A 21,085-nucleotide genomic window follows, 5' to 3' on the forward strand; every position below is an offset into this window, starting at 1 on the left:
CCGTCGATGGTGCCGATGATGTCGCCGATGCGGCGCGAGCCCTCGCTGATGCGCGCCATGCTGCTGACCACCTGCTCCACCACCTCGCCGCCGCGGCTGGCGGAGTCCGCCGCCGCCGTGGCGAGCTGGTTGGCTTGGCGCGCCGTGTCGGCCGCCTGGGCCACGGTGGCGGTGACCTCGTCCATGGAGCTGGAGGTCTGCTGCAGGTTGCTGGCCATCTGCTCGGTGCGGGAGGAGAGGTCCAGGTTGCCGTGGGCGATCTGCTCCGAGGCCGTGGCCACCGACTCCACGCCCTGCCGCACCTCGACCACCAGGCCGTGCAACTGCGTGGACATGCCGTCCATGGCCTTCATCAACTGGCCCAGCTCGTCGCCACGGTCCGTGGGAAAGCGGCCCGTCAGGTCGCCCGCCGCGATGGTCTGCGCGGCCTGCACCGCCGCGTGCAGCGGCCGGGTGATGGAGCGCACCATCCACGCCATGCTCACCACGCTGAGCGCCAGCACCGCGGCCATCGCGGCCCAGCCGGCCTGCTGCACGCGCCGGGCGTGGGCCAGCGCCTGGGCCTTGGACTCGTCGCGCTGGCGCTGCTGCACGGCCACGAACTCGTCCATGGCGCCCAGGTAGCGCTCGGCCGTGGGCTTCAGGCGCTGCTCCATGGCCGCCACGGCGGCGTTGCCGTCGCCGGCCTTGCGCGCCTCGTCAATCTCGCGGGTGACGGCCAGGATGCTGGCGCGCGCCTGCGCCACCTTGTCCAGTGCCTGGCGCTCGGCGTCGCTGGTGACGCCCTCGGTGGCACGCTTTTGCACCTCGTTGACCGCGCCGATGATGCTTTTCAGCCGCGGCGTAACCGTTTCCTGCAGCAGCGCCTCGGAACCCACGGCCTTGGCCACCACCGCCTCCGTGCCCGCGGCGGCCAGGCCGCGCCAGCGCAGCGCCAGCGCGATGCGTTCGTCCTGCGCCTCCACCTGCTGCAGCGCCGTGCTCAGCGCCTGGTGCGAAAGCTGCTGGGTGACGGTGCCCGTGACGATCAGCGTCATCACGGACAGCAGCGAGATCAGCCACAACCGCTTGGCTACCGAAATGTTGTGCAAGAGCTTCATGAAGGGATCCGGGGAACTGTTGTAGGAATGGATGCGTTGCAGCTCTCACTTCGGCGCAAGCCACGGCCCGTGTAGGGCGGAAAGCGCGTACCAGGGAAAACACGGGGCGAAAGGAGCGTTTCTTTTTATCGGCAATGCACCTTATGTCAACTAAGACATGTTCAGCAGGCCGGCGTGCGCTTTATCCAGCGGATCGTCCCCAACATTGATAGACCCATTGTCTAAAATTAAAATACACTTTGGAGCGGCAATACCTTCAATACCGCCGAAACGCTCAATACACCGGACGCCCTGCCATGCCAGCACCCAAAACATCATCAAAGACGGACAAGGAAAATGATACCGCGGCCTTCGCCGAAATTCCCACCGACCGCAAAGCGGTGCTGGGCGAAACCCTGCGCCGCAGAATCGTGAGCATGGAAATGGCGCCGGGCTCGGTGGTCGATGAAATGGCGCTGAGCGAGGAATTTGGCCTGTCGCGCCCGCCCGTACGGGAATTGCTGCGCCAGCTCGCCGCCGAAGGCTATATAGACCTGGAAGCCAACCGCGCCGCCCGCGTGTCGTCCATGAGTTTCCATTCGCTGCGCAGCTTTTTCCAGGCCGCGCCGCTGATTTACATTGCGACCACGCAATTGGCGGCGGCCAATGCCTCGCGCACCGAAATCAACGAGCTGAAGGCGATTCAAAAACGCTTCCGCACGGCGATTGAGGAAAATGATGTCGAGGGGCGCGTCATTTACAACGACCAGTTTCACCTGGAGATCGGGAAAATGGCGCAAAACCCGTATCTGATGCCCAGCCTGCGCCGCCTGCTGATAGACCACGCGCGGCTGGGCAAGATTTTCTATCGCCACCCGACGACGCGGGACATGAGCGAGAACCTGGAAACCGCCGTGCAGCAGCACGACGAAATCATCGCGGCCATAGAGCGCCACGACACCGAGGCCGCCGGCAAGCTGGTGCGCGCCCACTTCGAGCTCTCGCGCGTGCGCATGGCCGAGTACGCCGCCCCTGAGGGCGTGGACGTGCCGCTGGCGCTCTGACGCTCACCGGCCTCAAGCCGTCCGCCGGGAGGCGCTGCGGCCGGGGCTGGCTCGTGGCGTGCCGTCTTCAGGCGCGGCGGCGGCGCGACGCGGCAACGCCGGCCAGACCGAAGAGCACCAGCGCGGCACTCATCGGCTCCGGAACGGCATGGCTGGTGTCCAGGATGCCCTGGTAAGTGCCGTAGGCGGAACCGCTGAAGAACAGCGAGCCGAAATTGGGCTGGAAAGACAACTGGCTGCCGGACTCCGTGAAGTCGGCAGAGCCGCCGTAGAGGCCGCCACCGCTGCCGCCGAAATTCACCACCAGGTCCTGACCCAAGGAGGCGATGGACACCGCGATGTGGTTCACGGGCGTGGAAAGGTTCGCGTTCGTGAAGTTGACGCCATGGATGGTGAAGTCGAAGGCGAAGTTGCTCAACGAGCTCAGCGCATAGGTGCCGGCCGTGGCGGCGCCGTCGAAGCTGAATGTGCCTGCACCGACATAAGGCGGGGTCACCGTCCCGTCGAAGGTGCTGTCAAACGTGAACTTGAACACTGCGGCCTCGGCCGGCACGGCGGCGGCCACGGCCAGGAGAGCAGCCGTCAGGCCGGCGCTGAGCCAATTCTTTTTCATAGGTACGTTTCCCTTCCTTGTTGGACATGAGGGGCCCTGTCCCGTGCATGCAGCCGCCAAGCGGCATCCGCACCCCACAGGTCCACGAGCGGCCAACCGCTCACGGTCAAACCAGAGCCCACGAAACAAAATGTAGCAAAAAGTGAACCAGATAAAAATACTCTTTGCAAATCAATGACTTAATAAATCTTTCAAGCTTTCATCAGTTCTGGATGTAAAACTTTTCGACACATTTTTGAATACCGGTCAAGGGCGCGCGGGGTCGGGACGGCCCCATCCAAGCCCGCTCCGGCAGATGGACCTGCCCTGGGACTCGAGCGTCCGGACCGCTCTCGACAAGCGTTGGGCTGCCGCTGAGGCAAACCCTATGGACACTTCGTCTACCCGTCACCTACACTATGTCTACGTTTTGTAGACAACAAGTTGAGCGATGTCGGACGCGCTCTCCGTCCAATCTCAGGCAGGCCGCCAAAATGCCAAAAGTCACTTCACTCCCCGCTGACGACGCCACCTGCGGCTGGTTCCACTTGAGCAAGCCGCGCCAACCCCGTCCCGCGCACCAGGGCACGCGCAACGCCCGCTGGGTGGTGGTGGGCGCGGGATTCACCGGCCTGGCCGCCGCCCGCCAATTGGCGCTGCATTGCCCGGATGAGGAAATCGTCCTCGTCGAAGCGCAGCAAGTCGGCTACGGCTCCTCCGGCCGCAACGCGGGTTTTGCCATTGATCTGCCTCACGATATTGGCGCCGAGGACTATATTGGCGACATCGCGACCGCCAAAACCGTCCTGAAGCTCAACCTGACCGGCCAGTCGATATTGCGGGATCTGGTGGAAAAACACCAGATCGACTGCCAGATGCGCGCCGTCGGCAAATACCAGGCGGCCATAGAGGAGCGCGGCATTGCCGTGCTGGACGCCTACCGCCGCGGCCTGGACAAATTGGGCCAGCCCTATGAAATGATCGGGGAAAATGATCTTCCCAATCACATAGGCACGCATTTCTACAAAAAAGCGCTGTTCACGCCCGGCACCGTGCTGATCCAGCCCGCGGCGCTGGTAAAAGGCTTGGCCGACAGCCTGCCGGACAACGTGACGCTGTATGAGCACACGCCCATCACCGACGTGGAATATGGGCCCCGCACCACGCTCAGGCACCGCAACGGCAGCATCACGGCCGAGAAACTGGTGCTGACCAACAATGCCTTCGGCATGAGCTTTGGTTTTCTCAAGGGCAGCATGCTGCCGGTATTCACCTATGCCAGCCTCACGCGCCCCCTGACGGCCGAGGAACAAAAGCGCTTGGGCGGCAAACCCTTCTGGGGCGTGATTCCGGCCGACCCGTTCGGCACCACGCTGCGGCGCACGGTGGACAACCGCTTGTTGGTGCGCAACAGTTTCAGCTTCAACCCGGACGGGCGCAGCCATCCCAAATACCTGCAGCGTTTCGTGAACCGCCACCGGGAATCTTTCGAGCGCCGCTTCCCCATGCTGGACGGCGTGAATTTCGAATACACCTGGGGCGGCGCCTTGAGCATGGCGCGCAACCACATGTCGCAGTTTGGCCAGTTGGCGCCCAACGTCTACGGCGCCCTGTGCTGCAACGGCTTGGGCGTGACGCGCGGCACCGCCACCGGCGCCCTGCTGGCCGACTGGCTGGCCGGCGAACGCAACGACCTGACGGATTTCCTCCTGTCCTCGCCCGGCCCAAACAAAAACCCGCCGCAACCCTTTTTGTCCATGGGCGTGAATCTCAACCTGCTGTGGGGCCAGCACCGCGCGGGCAAGGAAAGCTGACCCCATTCGGCCCACAAGCTGATTTTCAAGGGCCTTCGCCCCTCAATACCCGGAGCAATCACATGAAATTTGAAGGCATTTACACCCCGGCCATCACGCCGCTGGCGGCCGACGGCACCATCGACAAGACCGCTTTTGCCGAAGCGCTGGAATACCTGATCCAGTCCAAGGTACACGGCATCATCATTGGCGGCTCCACCGGCGAATACTATGCCCACACCGCGCGCGAGCGGCTGGACTTGGCGGCACAGGCCAAGGACGTGATCAATGGCCGCCTGCCGCTGATCGTGGGCACCGGCGCCATTCGCACCGAAGATTCGGTGGAATATGCCCGCGCGGCCAAATCCATCAAGGCCGAAGCGCTGCTGGTGGGCTCGCCGCCTTATGCGCTGCCCACCGAGGCGGAAAATGCCGCCCATGCCCTGGCCGTGGATGCGGCGGCCGGTTTGCCCATCATGCTCTACAACTACCCCGCGCGCATGGGCGTGAGCATGGGCGACGAGTTTTTCAAGGCCATATCCCAGTCCGGCAATTTCGTGGCCATCAAGGAAAGCTCCGGCGACATGGGCCGCGTGCACCAGCTGGCGCGCCAATATCCGAATATCGCCCTGTCCTGCGGCTGGGACGACCAGGCGCTGGAATTCTTCGCCTGGGGTGCGCGCAGCTGGGTGTGCGCGGGCTCGAATTTCATTCCGCAAGAGCATGTGGCGCTTTATGAGGCCTGCGTGGTCGAAAGGAATTTCGACAAGGGCCGACGCATCATGTCGGAAATGATGCCGCTGATGGATTTCCTGGAAGGCGGCAAATTCGTCCAATCCATCAAGCACGGCTGCGAGCTCAGCGGCCTGCGCCCGGGCAGCGTGCGCGCGCCGTTGCAGCCGCTCACCGGCGAGGAGAAGGAGACGCTGCGCGGCATCGTGGCCACGCTCAAGCGCAACGTGGCCGACATCGTCCAGGGCCGCTGAGGCCTGGGCCCTCCAGGGCGCTTTTTGCGGCCGCTGGCCGCGCACGGGACACTTCGGCCATGAGATCGAACGCACGCCAAAAGGTTGAGCCCAAGCTGCGGGTGGGCTTCCTGCTCGCGCCCAAGTTCACGCTGACCGCCTTCGCGGGTTTCGTCGATGCGCTGCGCCTGGCGGCCGACGAGGGCGACCGCAGCCGCCCCCAGCTCGCCCGCTGGGCGGTGCTGGACACGGCGGACGGCCCCATCCTCTCCAGTTGCGGCACCAGCGTCGTGCCCAACGCGCCGCTGGAGTCGCCGCAGGACTACGACTACCTGGTCGTGGTCGGCGGCCTGCTGCATGGCGGGCAGCGCGTGCCGGCGCGGCTCACGGCCTTTTTGCAGGAGGCGGCGGCCAAGGGCGTGAAGCTCATCGGCCTGTGCACGGGCTCCTTCGTCCTGGCGCGCGCCGGGCTGCTGGACGGCTACCTCGCCTGCGTGAGCTGGTTCCACCGCGAGGAGTTCGTGGCCGAGTTCCCCGAGTGCCGCATCGTCTCCAACCAGATGTTCGTGGCCGACCGCGACCGCCTCACCTGCGCCGGCGGCACCAGCGTGGTCCACCTGGCCGCGCACCTCATAGAGCGCTCCATAGGCCGGGCCAGCGCCGTCAAGGCGCTGCGCATCATGATCGAGGAGCAGCCCCTGCCCTCGCGCACGCTGCAGCCGGAGGAAGTGGTGTCCGTGCGCTCCACCGACACCACGGTGCACAAGGCCATGCTGCTGCTGGAGCAGCAACTGCACTCGCCCGCGCCCATCGAGGAGCTGTGCGAGCCGCTGGGCATAGGCCGGCGCCAGCTGGAGCGGCGCTTCCAGCGCGACGTGGGCCTGAGCCCCGCCGAGTACCGCACCAAGCTGCGCCTGGAGCGCGCGCGCTGGCTGCTGCAGAACACCGACCTCGACGTCACCGAGGTGTCCTTCGAATGCGGCTTCCACGACGGCGCGAGCTTCTCCCGCTTCGTGCGCAAGGCCATGGGCATGAGCCCGCGCGAAGTGCGCCAGAGCGGGCGGGTGGAGGCGCGCTGAGGCGCGCGGCCAACGACCAGGCGGGCGCGTCGCATCGCGACAGCTTCACGTCGCAAACGGCAGCGTGCCGGCGCCCCCTGCGCCGCACGATGGGCCCTGCATCACTGGCTTCGCAGCCCAACCGCCATGCCGCTCTCCACCGCCTTGCAGGCCGGCTCGCCGGCCCCCGATCTGGTTCCTGATCCCGCCACCGCCGCGCCCATGGACGCGGCGCGCCGTTTCGCCCAGGCGCTGCAGCGCGGCGGCCTGCTGCAGCGCACGTGGCGCCTGAAATGCGAGCTTCACGGGCCGGCGGCTACGGCCATGGACCATGCCGTCATGCTGGGCCTGGAAGGGTTCGACATGGACCGGCTGGATGCGGGCTCCACCTCGCGGCTGCTGCGCCGCATCCAGGACAAGCGCGAAATCCGCCTGCTGGGCCAGCGCCGCATCGCCTTCGAGGCGCGCCGCCACATGACGCATGCAAGTGCCGCCGCGGGCTGCGCCCTGCGCCTGAGCGCCTTCGACCCCGCGGGCCAGTTGCTGCTGGACGAGCGCTTCGAAGTGCCGCCCGCGCGCCTGGCGCCCATGTCAGAAACGGCATAGCGGACGTCGCAAGCCGCAACGCGTGCGCGGCGCCCCCGCCAGAAGATGAGCTTTCTCGCCACACCACAACCTGGGCATCCACCATGTTCACCTACGCCAAGCAGACCCTCAAAGCCGTCGACCCCGACCTGTGGACCGTGGTCCAGCAGGAGCACCAGCGCCAGGAACAGCACATCGAGCTGATCGCCAGCGAGAACTACACCTCGCCGGCCGTGATGGCCGCGCAGGGCAGCCAGCTCACCAACAAGTACGCCGAGGGCTACCCGGGCCGCCGCTACTACGGCGGCTGCGAGTACGTGGACCTGGCCGAGCAGCTCGCGCTGGAGCGCGTGAAGCAGCTCTTCGGCGCCGACAAGCACGGCTGGGCCGCCAACGTGCAGCCCCACTCCGGCGCGCAGGCCAACGAGGCCGTGTTCATGGCCCTCATGAAGCCGGGCGACACCTTCATGGGCATGAACCTCGCCGAGGGCGGGCACCTGAGCCACGGCATGGCGCTCAACATGAGCGGCAAGTGGTTCAACGTCGTGAGTTACGGCCTCAACGAGCAGGAAGAGATCGACTACGACGCCATGGAGCGCAAGGCCCACGAGAGCCGCCCCAAGATCATCATCGCCGGGGCCTCGGCCTACGCGCTGCGCATCGACTTCGAGCGCTTCGCCCGCGTGGCCAAGGACGTCGGCGCGCTGCTCATGGTGGACATGGCCCACTACGCCGGCCTGATCGCCGCGGGCGAATATCCGAACCCCATCCCGCACGCCGACATCGTCACCAGCACCACGCACAAGAGCCTGCGCGGCCCGCGCGGCGGCATCATCCTCATGCGCCCCGAGCATGAGAAGGCCATCAACAGCGCCGTGTTCCCGGGCCTGCAGGGCGGTCCGCTCATGCACGTCATCGCCGCCAAGGCCGTGGCCTTCAAGGAGGCGCTGGAGCCCGACTTCCAGCGCTACCAGCGGCAAGTCGTGAAGAACGCCGCGGCGCTGGCGCAGACGCTGGTGGAGCGCGGCCTGCGCATCGTCAGCGGCCGCACCGAAAGCCACGTGATGCTGGTGGACCTGCGCCCCAAGGGCATCACCGGCAAGGCCGCCGAGGCGCTGCTGGGCCAGGCGCACATCACCGTCAACAAAAACGCCATTCCCAACGACCCGGAAAAGCCCATGGTCACCAGCGGCATCCGCCTGGGCTCGCCCGCCATGACCACGCGCGGCTTCAAGGAAGAAGAGGCCCGCAAGGTCGGCCACCTCATCGCCGACCTGCTGGACCACCCCAACGACCCCGCCACGCTGGCCGAGGTGCGCAACCAGGTGGCCCACCTCACGCGCGACTTCCCCGTCTACGCCTGACGCCATGGCGCGGGGCACGCGGGGGCCCTGCCGACGCGGGCGCCCGCGCCGGCAGGGTTTCCATCGAATTGCGAAAACCTTGTCGCAATTCGCATAAAAATCGTCGCAATCCACATTGTTCACGGCGCGCGAAGCCCCGATAAACCCACTCCATGCCTTACCAAAAATGAAAATTGCAGCTTCTGCGGCAAAAAGGTGAAAACCCTATTGTTCGCAACGTATAACTGTTCTACTATTTGTAGACAGAAGACCAAAACAGTATTTTAGAAGTTGCACGGATTTGTGATTCCGTGCGCGACGATTCCCTGAACATTCACGACCCTGTGCGCCCATTCTCGGGGCATGCGCACGCCCGGGATTTTGCAGAATTTCACGCGGTTGTTTGGAGGGGCATGAATCGACCCGACGCCCCATGGACTTTGCCGCGGCAGATTGAACCGCTATTGAAATAGCGGCGACTTGTTATTCGTTGTTTTTCTCAAGTCAGCGGACAAGGGGTCCGCCAATAACCTGCCTGAAGGGGAAGTCATCCATGAAAACTACTGCGTGCAAACAACTGCTGTGCGCCTGTGCCGCCACGCTGCTGGCCCTTCCGGGCGCGCAGGCCCAGTCCAACGTCACGATCTCGGGCACGGTGGACATCGGCCTGTACCGCGACAGCCACACCCGCGTGACCAACGTCGGCCCCATCTCGCGCAGCTACCTCACCTTCAGCGGCACGGAGGACCTGGGCAACGGCATGACCGCCCTGTTCGTGCTCACCACCCGCTTCGAGCCGGACACGGGCACGCTGGAAAACACCAACAAGCCTTTCTTCCACGGCGAATCCACCGTCGGCCTCAAGGGCAGCTTCGGCACGATCAAGCTCGGCCGCCGCCTGGACGCCGTCAACAACCTCGATTGGCAATTCGACCCCTGGTACAACTTCGACCGCGTCGCCTCGCCGGCCTGGGATACCTGGCACTACAACTTCCCATCCGACCCGCGCGGCAACGGCACCAGCGCCGCCCCGTCCGCCGATTACGGCCGCCTGAACAACGGCATCTTTTACGATTCGCCGACCTTCAACGGTTTTGCCGTGCATTTCAGCGGCTCGCCTGAAAAGGTGGATGGCGACAAGAATCGCGCCCTGGGCACGGCGCTGACCTATAACGGCGGCAATTTCTCCGCCCTGGGCGCGCACAGCAAGAACAGCGCCGGCCATACCGACAACCTGATCGGCGCCAAGGTGAGTTTCTCGCCCGTGACGGTGATGGCCGTCTACAACGTCAGCAAGACCGACACGTCCAAGGCCAAGGCATTTACCGCCGGCGTCGAATACAGCTTGGGCGCCACCACGCTCAAAGGCGGCTACGGCCAGGTGGACGTGGACGGCGTGAAGCAGGTCAAAATCGTGAGCGGCGGCGCTTTCTATTCGCTGTCCAAGCGCACCACGGTGTACGGCGAAATTGCCCACCGCAAGCGCCCGGACGATGCCTTCAATACCTACGGCGTGGGTATTTCGCACTCGTTCTGATTGATTTGCAGCTCGACTGGACGGTCGGGCAATTAAAGGCGCTTTGCGCGGCAGCACCCCCTGGGGGCTGCCGCGTTTTTTCGTTGGGCGTCCCGTCTTGCCGTCCAAGGGCCCGGGGCGCAGCGCCCAGGCGCGGCGGCGTGCCCGGCCCCGCCGTTGCCCCCGCAACCTGCACCGCAAGGGCGCATGGCCAGGCCCCAACACAGGGCCGCATGCACAGCCTTGAGACGCCCCCTCCAGGCGGGCCGGCCACACCCGCCAGCCCCGGGCATGAACCAGCCGCGGTGCCGCTTTGCGGCAACCCGTGAAGCCGTTGAAACCGCAACGACCAACACCGCGACCTGCAAGCACGCGACCGCCAGGAAGCCAAATTTTCCTTTTGTGCCGGGCATTTTCCCAAGATGCGGCATTTCTCGCCTGGGACCGATGGGCCGGCGGCCCAGGCCCCGAGCGCCTGGCCGAGCTTGGCACGGGGCTTGCGAAGTACCGGCACCCACAGCAGCAAAACGCCCCGCCCGTGAGCCTCCCCCGAACTGTCGCAATCCGTCTCGCCCGTGTCGCAATCGACCTCACACGGGCCGGCCTGCTGCATATCGTGGGCGCACCGTCCAACACGCGGCACAACCCGCCGCAAGCAGGCGTTCGCCCCCCGCTCTTCCCCCTGCCGGAACGCAACGCCTAGGACAAACCCCAGTAAAAAATTTTACCCTTAGGTCTACCATTTGTAGACAATCAGTAGTGCAAATGTCGGAGGCAGCAAGCGGACCTGCGCAGCGCGAGCACACGAACAAGCCGACGAATTCGCTGCGCCGGCCCCGTCGATCTGAATTTCAACCGCGTCTTTCAACCTCGCCGTCCACGAGACGCACCCACGGCAGACCTTGCACTCACCCACCTGATCACACAGGAAGTTTGAAATGTCCGAATTGCTGACCAAGACCGCCTACCAGCAACTGGCCCAAGGGCTGAAGCTGCCGACCCAGGCCATCGTCAACGGCGAGCCCTACGTCGCCGCCTGCGGCGCGACCTTCTCCACCAGCAACCCGGCCACGGGGGAGGTGCTGGCCCAACTGCCCGCCTGCGACGCGCAGGACGTGGACGTGGCCGTGGCCGCCGCCCGCGCCGCCTTTGACGACGGCCGCTGGTCCAGGCAGCACCCCACCGCGCGCAAGCACGTGCTGCTGCGCCTGGCCGAGCTGATGGAGGCCAATGCCCACGAGCTGGCCGTGATGGAGAGCCTGGACAGCGGCAAGACGGTGTTCGACACCCAGACCGTGGACGTGCCCGAGACCATCCACTGCCTGCGCTGGCACGCCGAGGCGATCGACAAGATCTACGACCAGGTCGCGCCCGCGTCCAACCAGCACATGGCCATGGTCGTGCGCGAGCCCATCGGCGTGGTCGGCTTGGTGCTGCCGTGGAACTTCCCGCTGCTCATGCTGGCCTGGAAGATTGGCCCGGCGCTGGCCGCCGGCTGCTCGCTGGTGGTCAAGCCCGCCGCGGAAACCTCGCTGACCGCCCTGCGCGTGGCCCAACTGGCCCTGGAGGCCGGCGTGCCCGCGGGCGTGCTCAACGTCATCACGGGCTCCGGCTCCGCGGTGGGCGAGCCCATAGGCCGCCACATGGACGTGGACGCCGTCTCCTTCACCGGCTCCACCGCCACCGGCCGCCGCTTCCTGAAGTACGCCGCCGAGAGCAACCTCAAGGAAGTGGTGCTGGAGTTGGGCGGCAAGAACCCGTGCATCGTCATGGACGACGTGACGGACCTCGACGCCGTGGCCGCCCACATCGTCAACGGCAGCTTCTGGAACATGGGCCAGAACTGCTCGGCCATCTCCCGCCTCATCGTTCACAAGGACGTCAAGCAGGCGCTGCTGCAGAAGGTCTTCAAGCTTGCCGACGCCTGGCGCGTGGGCGACCCGCTGGACCCCGAGCACCGCGTCGGCCCGCTGGTCTCCCCCGCGCACTTCGCCAAGGTGAAGTCGTTCCTGGGCACGGGCGAGAAGGTGCTGTACGGCGGCAAGACCAGCGACGAGCGCTATGTGGAGCCCACCATCCTGGACATCGAGCACAACGGCGTGCGCCATGCCCGCGAGGAAATCTTCGGCCCCATCCTGGCCGTGCTCACGGTGGAGAGCCTCCAGGAGGCCGTTGCCATCGCAAACGACACCGAATACGGCCTGACCGCCTCGGTGTTCACCGCCAACGGCACGCGCGCCCTGCGCGCGGCCCGCGCCATCAAGGCCGGCACGGTGACCATCAATGCCTTCGGCGAAGGCGACTCCACCACCCCCTTCGGCGGCTACAAGCAGTCGGGCTTTGGCGGCCGCGACAAGTCGGTGCACGCGCACGACCAATACACCCAACTGAAGACGATCTGGCTGGATCTCACGGACAACGAAGCCGCCAACATTTGATTCGGCCCTGAATAACGACGGGGCGCCCAAACGCCCTGTCCAAGCCGACCCAATATCCAGATGGCATCGAGCAGCATCAAATCATGAGGATATGCCAATGAGTACGAGCCTGACATTCACGCAAAGCGCAGCGGTACATCCGGGTGCAGTCAAGGCGGCCGCCGCGTCGTCTGCAGCCAGATCTATCGCCGCCTCCGGCACCGAGTTGTTGCAGGTGAAAAACCTGTCCAAGATTTTCGGACCCAAGCCTGAGCGCGCCTTGGAATTGATGCGCCAAGGCATGGGCCGCAACGACATTTTTGCCGAGACCGGCAACATGGTCGCGGTGGAAAATGTCAGCCTCTCCGTGCGTGCCGGCGAGATTTTCGTCGTCATGGGCCTTTCAGGCTCAGGCAAATCCACTCTCGTGCGCCTGTTGAACCGCCTGATCGAGCCCACGGCCGGCCAGGTGATTCTCGATGGCCGCGATATTGCGCCCATGTCGGCCGCCGAATTGCAGGCCGTGCGCCGCCAGAAAATGGCCATGGTGTTCCAGTCCTTCGCGCTGCTGCCCAACCGCAACGTGCTGGACAACGTCGCCTACGGCCTGGAAGTGGCCGGCATGAAAAAGGCCGAGCGCTACGGCATCGCCCAGACCGCCCTGGCCCGCGTGGGTTTGGATTCCTACGCCAAGCTGCTGCCCAGCGAATTGTCCGGCGGCATGCAGCAGCGCGTGGGCCTGGCCCGTGCGCTGGCCGTCAACCCTTCCGTGCTGCTGATGGACGAGGCATTTTCCGCGCTGGACCCGCTCATCCGCTCGGAAATGCAAAACGAGCTGCTGCGCCTGCAAAAGGAAGAGCAGCGCACCATCGTCTTCATCTCCCACGATATTGACGAGGCCATCAAGATCGGCGGCCGCATCGGCATCATGAAGGACGGCCGCCTGATTCAGGTCGGCACGCCCTCGGAATTGATTCAGTCCCCGGCCGACGATTTCGTCCGTGATTTCTTCCGCAACGTGGACGTGTCGCGCTTCCTCAAGGCGTCCAATATGTTGACGCGCGTGGAACGCAACACCTTCACCTGCAACCCCGGCGCACCGGCCTCCCGCTATCTGAACCAGATGATAGACGGTGCCATGGAGTGTGCCTACGTCTGCGACGAATCCGGCAAATACCAGGGTTGCGTCACTCAAAATTCACTGCACCAGGCCGGCTCCGGTTCCATGCAGGAGGCATTCCTGGCCGACGCCGGTGCAGTATCGCTGGATGCCGATTTGCATCAGCTCGCCGATATTGCCCTGGGCCAGACGCACGACGTCCCGGTCATCGACACCTTTGGCCGCCTGGCCGGCGTGGTGTCCTGCCGAACGATTCTCAAGCAAGTGATGGAACGGAGAATGGCATGAACTCGACTTCCTCCGCGATCGGCCAATTCGCCGAACAGTTTGTCAATTTCCTGATCACCCATTTTGGAAGCTGGTTCGATGCCTTTTCGGCCGGACTGAGCAGCGTGGTCAGGCTGCTGGAACAGGGACTGGCCGCCATTCCCTTCTATGTGATGCTGGGTGCCTTCGTGGCCCTGGCGCTGTGGCGGCGCGGGCCGGTATTTTCCATTTTCGTGGGTCTGGCCCTGGGCGCCATCAATTACATGGGGCTGTGGAACCAGACGGTTTCCACCCTGGCCCTGGTGATTGCGGCCACGGTGCTGAGCCTGGCCGTTGGCGTGCCGCTGGGTATTTGGGGCGCGAAAAACGAGCGCGTGGGCGTCGTCATGCGCTCCGGACTGGATTTCATGCAAACCATGCCGGCTTTCGTGTATCTGATTCCGGCCGTGATCCTGTTCGGCCTGGGCCAGGTGCCTGCCGTGCTGGCGACCATCGTGTTTTCCATGCCGCCCGTCGTCCGCCTGACCACGCTGGGTATTCGCCAGGTGCGCCCCGAATTGCTGGAAGCCGGCCGATCCTTCGGCAGCACCGAGTGGCAAATGCTTTGGAAAATCCAGTTGCCCAACGCCCTGCCCTCCATCATGGCCGGCGTCAATCAAACCATCATGATGGCGCTGTCCATGGTGGTGGTGGCGTCCATGATCGGTGCCGGTGGCCTGGGTGAATATGTGCTCAGCGGCATCCAGCGCCTGGATATCGGCATCGGCTTCGAAGGCGGCTTGGGCGTCGTGCTGCTGGCCATCATTCTGGACCGCCTGACCGAGAGTTTTGGCGTCAGGAAGGCCAAGAAAGCCAAGCCCGCCGCGTCCAAGGCCAAGAGCCCTTTGAGCCGCGCATTCCGCACCTGATCCCCAAACCCGATTTTGAGTTTCACCACACGAAGGAGAGGTCACCATGAGCAAAAGCTTCATCAAATCCTGCATCGCAACGCTGACGTTTTCAGCCGTTGCCCTGGGTGCCGGCACCGGCACGGCGGTTGCGGCGGAGCCGATGAAAATCGGCTACACCAATTGGGCGGATGTCATGGCGGTCGTGCACGTTGCCAAATACGTGCTGGAAACCAAGCTCAAGCAACCGGTGCAATTGGTGAACGCCGATATCGGCATTCAATACCAGGGCGTGGCCCGCGGCAGCCTGGAAGTGATGATGGGCGGCTGGCTGCCCGTGACGCACGCCACCTACTACGAGAAGTACAAGTCCGAAATGGATGACGTGGGCGTCCTCTACACGGGCGGCAAGAACGGCTGGGCCGTGCCTGCCTACGTGCCGGAGTCCGAGGTCTCCTCCATTGCCGACCTGGCCAAGCCGGAAGTGAAGGCCAAGTTCAACGGCACCGTGCAGAGTATCGAGCCCGGCAGCGGCGTGATGCGTGCCGCCGAGGCGACGATGAAGGCATACGACCTGGGCGCCGCCGGCTACAAACTCCAGTCCGCCAGCGAGGCCGGCATGCTGGCCACCATTTCCCGCGCCTACCCGCAAAAGCAATGGGTGGTGGCCACGGTGTGGAGCCCGCATTGGCTGTTCCAGAAGTGGAATATGCGCTACCTGAAGGACCCCAAAGGCAGCCAGGGTGGCGAGGAGCAAATCCACGCCTTCGGTTCCAAGCAATTTGCGTCCAAGTTTCCCCAGGCCTACGCTTTCGTGAAAAACTTCAAGCTGGATTTGGCTGACGTTGAAAGCATCGAAGCCGAAGGCTACAGTACCAACAATTACGAGGCTGCCGCCAAGAAGTTCGTGGACAACCACCCGGAAAAGGTCAAGGCCTGGCTGCCCCAGTAATTTGAGCTGATCGCCACGAGCTTTTGAAAAAGGCTGCCCGGCCCGGCTCATTCGAGCAGGGTCGGGCAGCCTGATTTTGTTCTTGCAAGGAATATGTACGCTGCGGGATAAGGTTCCGGCAGGTTTGATGGAACAGTTAAACGCATGAGAATGCCCACGCAGCCCGCCAAGGGATACCGGCGCCTTTTTCCGTCGCTGATGGCGCTGGTTCAATTCGAGGCCGTGGCCCGGCTTCAAAGCTTTACCGAGGCCGCGGCCGAATTGGGCGTTACCCAGGCGGCGGTGAGCAAGCAGATCAAGCTGCTGGAAGAATCGGTGGGTGCGGCCTTGTTCGTCCGGCAGTATCGTTCCATCGCCTTGACGCACGAGGGCAAGGCTTTGTCCGTGGCCATGTCCGGGGCCCTGCAAGGGATTGCCAGCGTTTACGATGAGCTGGCACAAGGCCACTTCGAGCAGGAAATCATTCTCGCCTCCACGGCCGCCCTCACCCATTTTCGGCTGCTGCCCAATCTGGCGACACTGCGCGCCATGAATTCGTCCATCAAGTTGCGGTTGACCACGCAGATGTTCAATGCCGACCTGCGGCGCAATGAGTTTGATGTGGCCGTGCGCTGGGGGCACGGCCAATGGCAGGACGGCACCTCCATTTTCCTGTTCAAGGACGAAGCCTTTCCCGTCTGCTCGCCCGCCTGGTTGGCCGTCCATCCGCAGCCCATCACCACGGAAAACCTGGCCTCGCAGCCCTTGATCGATTACGACGCCACGTCCGAGGACTGGATGAATTGGGACAAGTGGTTCAAGCATTTGGGGTTTCACAGGCCGCGCCTGAATTGCAGCTTGCGCTGCACGCTTTTCAACGATGCGGTGCAAGCCGCCTTGCATGGCCAAGGCATCACGCTGGGCTGGCGTGCCTTGATCCAGGACGATTTGGCCGCGGGCCGCCTGGTCCGCATCACCCAGGCCACCGTCCAGCCTTCGGAAAGCTATTACGCGGTGATCGCACCGGGCAATGAGAATCGGCCCGTCGTGCAAACGCTGCTGCAGTGGATCAGGCAAGGCCTTGATTAGGCCGCCTTTCGCGGCGCCAAAACCCGCGCCTGCACCTGGGTGTCCTGCCCGGCTGCCCCGCGTTTTCTCAGCGCGCTCCACACGCCGCTGCCCATGATCAACAGGCCACCCCACACCGCCGGCCCATCTGGAATTTCTCCGAAAGCCAGCCAGCCTCCCAAGGCAGCGAAAACCAGTTGGCAATACAGGAAAGGCGTCAGCGCGGAGGCCATGGTCCTGCTGTAGGCCAGCACCAGCAATTGGTGGCCGACGGCGGAACACGTGGCGATCAGGATAATCAGCGCACCCCAGGAAAACGCGGGCCAACCGGCCCAAACCATGGGCAGCAACAAGCTCAGTGCCGTGAAACCCGTGACGCTGGTGTAGAAAAAGACCGAATCGGTGGATTCCGTCTTGACGATCACGCCGGTCACGGCTTGGAAGGCCGTATACGTCAGCAGGAACCCAATGGGCAGCCATATCGCGGCATCCCACGGCCGCAAACCGGGGCGAACCACGCACAGCACCCCTGCCAACCCCAAGGCCAGCAAAGCCCATTGCAGGCGGTCCACGGGCTCGTCCAGCGATTTGGCGGCAAATACCGTCATCAATACCGGCATCAGCATGACGATGGCCGTGACTTCGCCCACGGGCAGGTATTTGAAGCTGAGCACGGAAAATGCATTGCAGCACAGCAGGATCAAGGCCCTGCAGACATGCAGGACGGGCCGGCGGGTTTGCCAAACCTTGCCCTGCACATGCCGCTGGTGGTTCAAGCCCATCCAGATCATTTGAATGGCATAGCGCACCCAGAGAATCAAAACCAGGGGAACACTGGCGCTGACCAGTTTGGAGCCCGTGTCGTAGGCGGCAAACAGCGCCACCGACAACAGCACACAGATGACGCCATGGTCGTGGCGGTCCAGTTTTTTCATGCAACAGCCTTTTGCTTCACGCCGAAATTCGAATCCATTTTTCAGGGTGAAGTTTTCGACGGGCAGGCTGTGAGCGTCAATGCGCTTTATTTTCCAGGCGGCATGACTCCAGGTTATGCGGCTTGTGAAAACCTGTGCCGGCCTGCGCGGTGCGGCCCAATGAAAAGCGGCGCCGTTCATCACGGCGCCGCCTGGTGCGCAATGGAAACTGAAAAGCCGCGGTGGCGATTCAGCGGTCTATGACCAGATCGCTCAGCGGCCTGGAACAGCAGGGCAGGAAGAATCCCGCGTCCACCTCGCGCTGGCGAATGCCGCCGTTGTGCTTCATGTCCACCGAGCCGGACACCAGTTTCGACTTGCAGGTGCCGCACAGTCCATTGCTGCAGGAGGACGGCAGCCGCACGCCGGCCTGGCGGGCAGCGGCCAGCACCGACTGCTCGGCGCCCACGGCAATGCACTTGTCCTGCTTGGCGAAGCTGACCTTGAACGTGGCGGCAGCCTCGGCCGCGGCGGCTGCCGCCGGAGCGGCCCCCTCCTCGTCCAGCACCGCGGCGTCAAAGCTCTCCTCGAAGTAGCGCCCGGCCGGCACGCCCAGCGCCAGCGCCAGCTCGCGCACCGCCTTCATGAAGGGCGCCGGGCCGCAGCACATCACCGTGCGCTGCGCCAGGTCAGGCACCGCCACTTTCAAAAGCGCCTCCGACACGCGCCCCGTCACGCCCGTGTAGCCCGGCTCGTCGCCCGCCCTCTCGGGCAGGAACAGCAGCCGGAAGTTGGGCGTGGTCTTGGCGCGGTAGAGCAGCTCGTCGCGGAACACCAGGTCCGCCGGCGTGCGCGCCGCGTGCAGGAACACGACGTCCGGGTAGCGCCGCGCATCGGCCAGGGCGCGCACCATGGACATCACGGGCGTGATGCCGGAGCCGCCGGACACCAGCAGCAATGGGGTGTCCGCCTGCGCCGGCAAGGTGAACGTGCCGGAGGCGCCGGTGGCGCGCAGCGTGCTGCCGGGGGCCAGGTGGTCGTGCAGCCAGTTCGACACCTTGCCGCCCTCCACCCGCTTGACGGTGATGGCAATGGCGCGCGGCACCAGCGGCGAGGAGGAGACGCTGTAGCAGCGGCTGTGCGCCTCGCCGTCAATGTCCAGCTCGAACAGGAAGTACTGCCCCGCCGTGAAGCTGAAGTAGCGCTCCTCGCGGGCGCGGAAGGTGAAGGTTTTGACGTCGTGCGTCTCGGCGCGCACATCCACGCACACGAGGTCCTGGTCGGCCTCGCGGTTCCAGTACGCGCCCGGGGCGCAGGAAGTGGGCCATGCCAGCTCAGTAGCCATGGGTCTGCATCCGCTGGACGTACCAGGAGGCGAAGTTGTCGAGCTGCTTCTCGGTGTGGGGCGAGTAGACGCCCGGCTCGTAGGCGGGATCCTGCACGCCGGCCTGGGAGCGGGCGACGAGGTCGGCGTCCTGGTCGGTGGTGGCGATCCACACGTCGGTCAGCCTGTTCAGGTCGTAGTCCACGCCTTCCCGGGCGTCCTTGTGCACCAGCCACTTGGTGCGCACCAGCGTGGTGTCGGCCGTCAGCGGGATGACCATGGCGCTGACCACGTGGTCGCCCATGAAGTGGTTCCAGCCGTTGTGGCCCCATAGGTGCGTGTCGCCCAGGTCCTTGCGCGTCATGCTGCCCATGAGCTTGGCGCAGGCGGCCTTGCCGTCAGGCGTCTGCGATTCGCCGCCGCCGTTGATGGCCAGGCGCTGGGTGCGGAAGTTGGTTTCGCAGTCGATCACGCGCTCGACGTGGGAGGACTTGAAGCCTTCCGCCTCCCAGCGCTTTTCGCGGGCGATGCGGTCGGCCACGTGCTGCTCGGCACGCGCGCGCTCCTCGGCGCTCATGGCGGCGGGGTCGAAGCCGAAGTCCAGGTCGAAGAAGGTCACGCACAGCTCCGGGTGGCTGCCCACGCAGTGGTAGCACTCGCGGTTGTTCTCCATGGTGAGCTTCCAGTTGCCCTTCTCGATGACGTCCACCTGGTGCGCCACCTTGGCGTCGCGCAGGCCGTAGGGGGCCAGGCGCTCCTCCATCACGTCCTGCAGCACGGCGATGTCCTTGGGCGGGTTCTCGCCCAGGCAGACGTAGAGCAGCCCGCCGACGTTGCGCACGGCCACGGGCTTCAGGCTGCGGCAGGACTTGTCAAAGTCCACGCCCATGTGCGGCGCGTGGATCAGCTCGCCCGTGGGCTCGTAGGTCCACTGGTGGTAGGGGCACACCAGCTTGGAGATGACGGTGGCGCCGGCGTCGAGGATGCGCGCGCCGCGGTGGCGGCAGGTGTTGTGGAAGGCGCGCACCTGGCCGTCGTCGTCGCGCAGCAGGATCAGCCCGGCCTTGCCGATGTCCAGCACCTGCGCGTCGCCCGGCTCGGGAATTTCACATTCCAGCCCAACCAAGATCCAGTGGTTCTGGAAGAACACCTGCATGTCGGCCTCGAACACGTCAGGCCGCGTGTAGAGCCCCGCCGGCAGTGCGTGATGGGGACGGCGTGAAGACAGCAGCGAAGAGAGGGAGGGCAGCGTGCTGGGCGTGACGCAGGCGGCGGTGAGCCGCCAGGTGGCGCAACTGGAGCAGGAGCTGGACACGCTGCTGTTCATCCGCCGCCACCGCGCCATAGAGCCCACGCCGCAGTGCCAGGTGCTGGCCTCCTCGCTGGCGCTGAGCTTCGCCAACATCGCGCAGAGCGTGGAAATGGTGCGCTCCACCAAGCGGCAGGAGACGGTGACGGTGGGCGCGACGCTGGCGCTGTCCACCTTCTGGCTGCTGCCGCGCATGGGCGAGTTCCGCAAGCTGCACCCGTCGGCGCAGATCCGGCTGATGTCGCAGGACTCGCGCTTCAACCTCAACAGCGGCGACGTGGACGTGATCATCCGCTACGGCCTGCCGCCGTTCGAGGACGGCGTGGTGCTGGCCTCGCGGGCCGACGAGGTGTTTCCCGTGTGCTCGCCCGCCTATGCGCAGCGCATGGGCGGCGGGCAGGCGCCGTTCCGGCAGGCGGGGCTGGAGCTGATCGAGCAGGACGCGATCGACCGCTCCTGGTACTCGTGGCAGGACTGGTTCATGCGCACGGGCATCGCCACGGCCGGGGCGCAGCCGCGGCTGCGCTTCAACCACTACACCGACGTGCTGCAGGCCGCGCGCGCCGGCCACGGCATTGCGCTGGGCTGGGGCCTGCTGGTGCAAAGCCACCTGGAGGACGGCACGCTGGTGCGCCTGGGCGACGCCGTGGTCGGCGCCGAGGGCCGCTACAACGTGGTCGTGCCCGTGCGGCGCTCACTGCACCCGCTGCGGGACATCTTCGTGGAGTGGCTGGCGGCGAGCTTGTCGAAGTGAGCGGGGCTGCAGTCGGCGCCCTTGCCTCGCCTTGTTGTGTGCCACTGGCAATCAGCCGGCGAACCACCGGGCCGGCACGGTGACGATGGACGGGAACAG

At 64.9% G+C, this 21,085-nt stretch carries 18 protein-coding genes; 13 read left to right on the forward strand and 5 right to left on the reverse strand.

Going from position 1 to position 21,085, the window contains the following annotated elements:
- Positions 1–1,100, reverse strand: a 1,100-nt coding sequence (locus ALA01S_RS24930; protein ID WP_157119271.1) for a HAMP domain-containing protein, incomplete at its 3' end; no start/stop codon positions are given.
- A gap of 296 nt (positions 1,101–1,396) precedes the next feature.
- On the opposite strand from ALA01S_RS24930, the gene ALA01S_RS24935 reads away from it, so the two are divergent.
- Entirely contained in the window at positions 1,397–2,143 is a 747-nt protein-coding gene (locus ALA01S_RS24935; protein ID WP_066342018.1) for a GntR family transcriptional regulator, read from the forward strand.
- Positions 2,144–2,210: 67 nt separating this feature from the next.
- On the opposite strand, the gene ALA01S_RS24940 is transcribed toward ALA01S_RS24935, so the two are convergent.
- Positions 2,211–2,756 carry a PEP-CTERM sorting domain-containing protein gene (locus ALA01S_RS24940; protein ID WP_066342019.1) on the reverse strand — a complete coding sequence of 182 codons (546 nt, stop codon included), beginning with the start codon at positions 2,754–2,756 and terminating at the stop codon, positions 2,211–2,213.
- Positions 2,757–3,229: 473 nt separating this feature from the next.
- Between ALA01S_RS24940 and ALA01S_RS24945 the strand changes: the two genes are divergently transcribed.
- The 11 genes from ALA01S_RS24945 (at position 3,230) to ALA01S_RS24995 (ending at position 16,706) form a co-directional block, all read left to right on the forward strand.
- A complete protein-coding gene (locus ALA01S_RS24945; RefSeq protein WP_066342020.1) occupies positions 3,230–4,549 on the forward strand; it encodes an NAD(P)/FAD-dependent oxidoreductase in 1,320 nt (439 codons plus the stop codon).
- A gap of 62 nt (positions 4,550–4,611) precedes the next feature.
- Entirely contained in the window at positions 4,612–5,514 is a 903-nt protein-coding gene (locus tag ALA01S_RS24950) for a dihydrodipicolinate synthase family protein (protein ID WP_066342021.1), read from the forward strand.
- A 59-nt stretch (positions 5,515–5,573) separates the two neighbouring features.
- Positions 5,574–6,572, forward strand: a complete 999-nt coding sequence (locus ALA01S_RS24955; RefSeq protein ID WP_066342022.1) for a GlxA family transcriptional regulator — start codon at positions 5,574–5,576, stop codon at positions 6,570–6,572.
- A gap of 126 nt (positions 6,573–6,698) precedes the next feature.
- Positions 6,699–7,157: a serine dehydratase beta chain gene (locus ALA01S_RS24960; protein ID WP_066342023.1), complete on the forward strand. Its 459-nt coding sequence runs from the start codon at positions 6,699–6,701 to the stop codon at positions 7,155–7,157.
- A gap of 83 nt (positions 7,158–7,240) precedes the next feature.
- Positions 7,241–8,500, forward strand: coding sequence for a serine hydroxymethyltransferase (gene glyA / locus ALA01S_RS24965; RefSeq protein WP_066342024.1), 1,260 nt, complete (start codon positions 7,241–7,243; stop codon positions 8,498–8,500).
- 532 nt (positions 8,501–9,032) lie between these two features.
- Positions 9,033–10,016: a porin gene (locus ALA01S_RS24970; protein ID WP_066342025.1), complete on the forward strand. Its 984-nt coding sequence runs from the start codon at positions 9,033–9,035 to the stop codon at positions 10,014–10,016.
- Positions 10,017–10,933: 917 nt separating this feature from the next.
- Positions 10,934–12,433, forward strand: a complete 1,500-nt coding sequence (locus ALA01S_RS24975; RefSeq protein ID WP_066342026.1) for an aldehyde dehydrogenase — start codon at positions 10,934–10,936, stop codon at positions 12,431–12,433.
- Positions 12,434–12,530: 97 nt separating this feature from the next.
- On the forward strand, positions 12,531–13,820 hold the full coding sequence (locus ALA01S_RS24980) for a quaternary amine ABC transporter ATP-binding protein (RefSeq protein ID WP_066342027.1): 1,290 nt from the start codon (positions 12,531–12,533) through the stop codon (positions 13,818–13,820).
- Positions 13,817–14,707 carry an ABC transporter permease gene (locus ALA01S_RS24985; protein WP_066342028.1) on the forward strand — a complete coding sequence of 297 codons (891 nt, stop codon included), beginning with the start codon at positions 13,817–13,819 and terminating at the stop codon, positions 14,705–14,707. The genes ALA01S_RS24980 and ALA01S_RS24985 overlap by 4 nt, the downstream gene beginning before the upstream one ends.
- A gap of 46 nt (positions 14,708–14,753) precedes the next feature.
- Entirely contained in the window at positions 14,754–15,638 is an 885-nt protein-coding gene (locus tag ALA01S_RS24990; protein ID WP_066342029.1) for a glycine betaine ABC transporter substrate-binding protein, read from the forward strand.
- A 144-nt stretch (positions 15,639–15,782) separates the two neighbouring features.
- Positions 15,783–16,706, forward strand: coding sequence for a LysR substrate-binding domain-containing protein (locus tag ALA01S_RS24995; RefSeq protein WP_066342030.1), 924 nt, complete (start codon positions 15,783–15,785; stop codon positions 16,704–16,706).
- On the opposite strand, the gene ALA01S_RS25000 is transcribed toward ALA01S_RS24995, so the two are convergent.
- The 3 genes from ALA01S_RS25000 to ALA01S_RS25010 are packed head-to-tail and all read right to left on the reverse strand — an operon-like array spanning position 16,703 to position 20,238.
- A complete protein-coding gene (locus ALA01S_RS25000; protein WP_084267918.1) occupies positions 16,703–17,800 on the reverse strand; it encodes a DMT family transporter in 1,098 nt (365 codons plus the stop codon). The two genes, ALA01S_RS24995 and ALA01S_RS25000, sit on opposite strands and share 4 nt — an antisense overlap.
- A gap of 49 nt (positions 17,801–17,849) precedes the next feature.
- Positions 17,850–18,944 carry an FAD-binding oxidoreductase gene (locus ALA01S_RS25005; RefSeq protein WP_066342032.1) on the reverse strand — a complete coding sequence of 365 codons (1,095 nt, stop codon included), beginning with the start codon at positions 18,942–18,944 and terminating at the stop codon, positions 17,850–17,852.
- Positions 18,934–20,238: an aromatic ring-hydroxylating oxygenase subunit alpha gene (locus ALA01S_RS25010; RefSeq protein ID WP_307189721.1), complete on the reverse strand. Its 1,305-nt coding sequence runs from the start codon at positions 20,236–20,238 to the stop codon at positions 18,934–18,936. Before ALA01S_RS25010 ends, ALA01S_RS25005 begins: the two co-directional genes overlap by 11 nt.
- Here ALA01S_RS25010 and ALA01S_RS25015 point away from each other — a divergent pair.
- Positions 20,174–20,986: a LysR substrate-binding domain-containing protein gene (locus ALA01S_RS25015; protein ID WP_066342034.1), complete on the forward strand. Its 813-nt coding sequence runs from the start codon at positions 20,174–20,176 to the stop codon at positions 20,984–20,986. The two genes, ALA01S_RS25010 and ALA01S_RS25015, sit on opposite strands and share 65 nt — an antisense overlap.
- Positions 20,987–21,085 lie beyond the last annotated feature (99 nt).

It is taken from the genome of Azohydromonas lata NBRC 102462, assembly GCF_001571085.1.
Taxonomy (GTDB): domain Bacteria; phylum Pseudomonadota; class Gammaproteobacteria; order Burkholderiales; family Burkholderiaceae_C; genus Azohydromonas; species Azohydromonas lata.

Coding starts and splice junctions, on each gene's coding strand:
- ALA01S_RS24935 (WP_066342018.1), top strand. CDS start 1,397: ATGCCAGCACCCAAAACATCATCAAAGACGGACAAGGAAAATGATACC.
- ALA01S_RS24985 (WP_066342028.1), top strand. CDS start 13,817: ATGAACTCGACTTCCTCCGCGATCGGCCAATTCGCCGAACAGTTTGTC.
- ALA01S_RS24940 (WP_066342019.1), bottom strand. CDS start 2,756: ATGAAAAAGAATTGGCTCAGCGCCGGCCTGACGGCTGCTCTCCTGGCC.
- ALA01S_RS24955 (WP_066342022.1), top strand. CDS start 5,574: ATGAGATCGAACGCACGCCAAAAGGTTGAGCCCAAGCTGCGGGTGGGC.
- ALA01S_RS24960 (WP_066342023.1), top strand. CDS start 6,699: ATGCCGCTCTCCACCGCCTTGCAGGCCGGCTCGCCGGCCCCCGATCTG.
- ALA01S_RS24950 (WP_066342021.1), top strand. CDS start 4,612: ATGAAATTTGAAGGCATTTACACCCCGGCCATCACGCCGCTGGCGGCC.
- ALA01S_RS24970 (WP_066342025.1), top strand. CDS start 9,033: ATGAAAACTACTGCGTGCAAACAACTGCTGTGCGCCTGTGCCGCCACG.
- ALA01S_RS24945 (WP_066342020.1), top strand. CDS start 3,230: ATGCCAAAAGTCACTTCACTCCCCGCTGACGACGCCACCTGCGGCTGG.
- ALA01S_RS25005 (WP_066342032.1), bottom strand. CDS start 18,944: ATGGCTACTGAGCTGGCATGGCCCACTTCCTGCGCCCCGGGCGCGTAC.
- ALA01S_RS24980 (WP_066342027.1), top strand. CDS start 12,531: ATGAGTACGAGCCTGACATTCACGCAAAGCGCAGCGGTACATCCGGGT.
- ALA01S_RS24990 (WP_066342029.1), top strand. CDS start 14,754: ATGAGCAAAAGCTTCATCAAATCCTGCATCGCAACGCTGACGTTTTCA.
- ALA01S_RS24995 (WP_066342030.1), top strand. CDS start 15,783: ATGAGAATGCCCACGCAGCCCGCCAAGGGATACCGGCGCCTTTTTCCG.
- ALA01S_RS25000 (WP_084267918.1), bottom strand. CDS start 17,800: ATGAACGGCGCCGCTTTTCATTGGGCCGCACCGCGCAGGCCGGCACAG.
- ALA01S_RS24975 (WP_066342026.1), top strand. CDS start 10,934: ATGTCCGAATTGCTGACCAAGACCGCCTACCAGCAACTGGCCCAAGGG.
- glyA (WP_066342024.1), top strand. CDS start 7,241: ATGTTCACCTACGCCAAGCAGACCCTCAAAGCCGTCGACCCCGACCTG.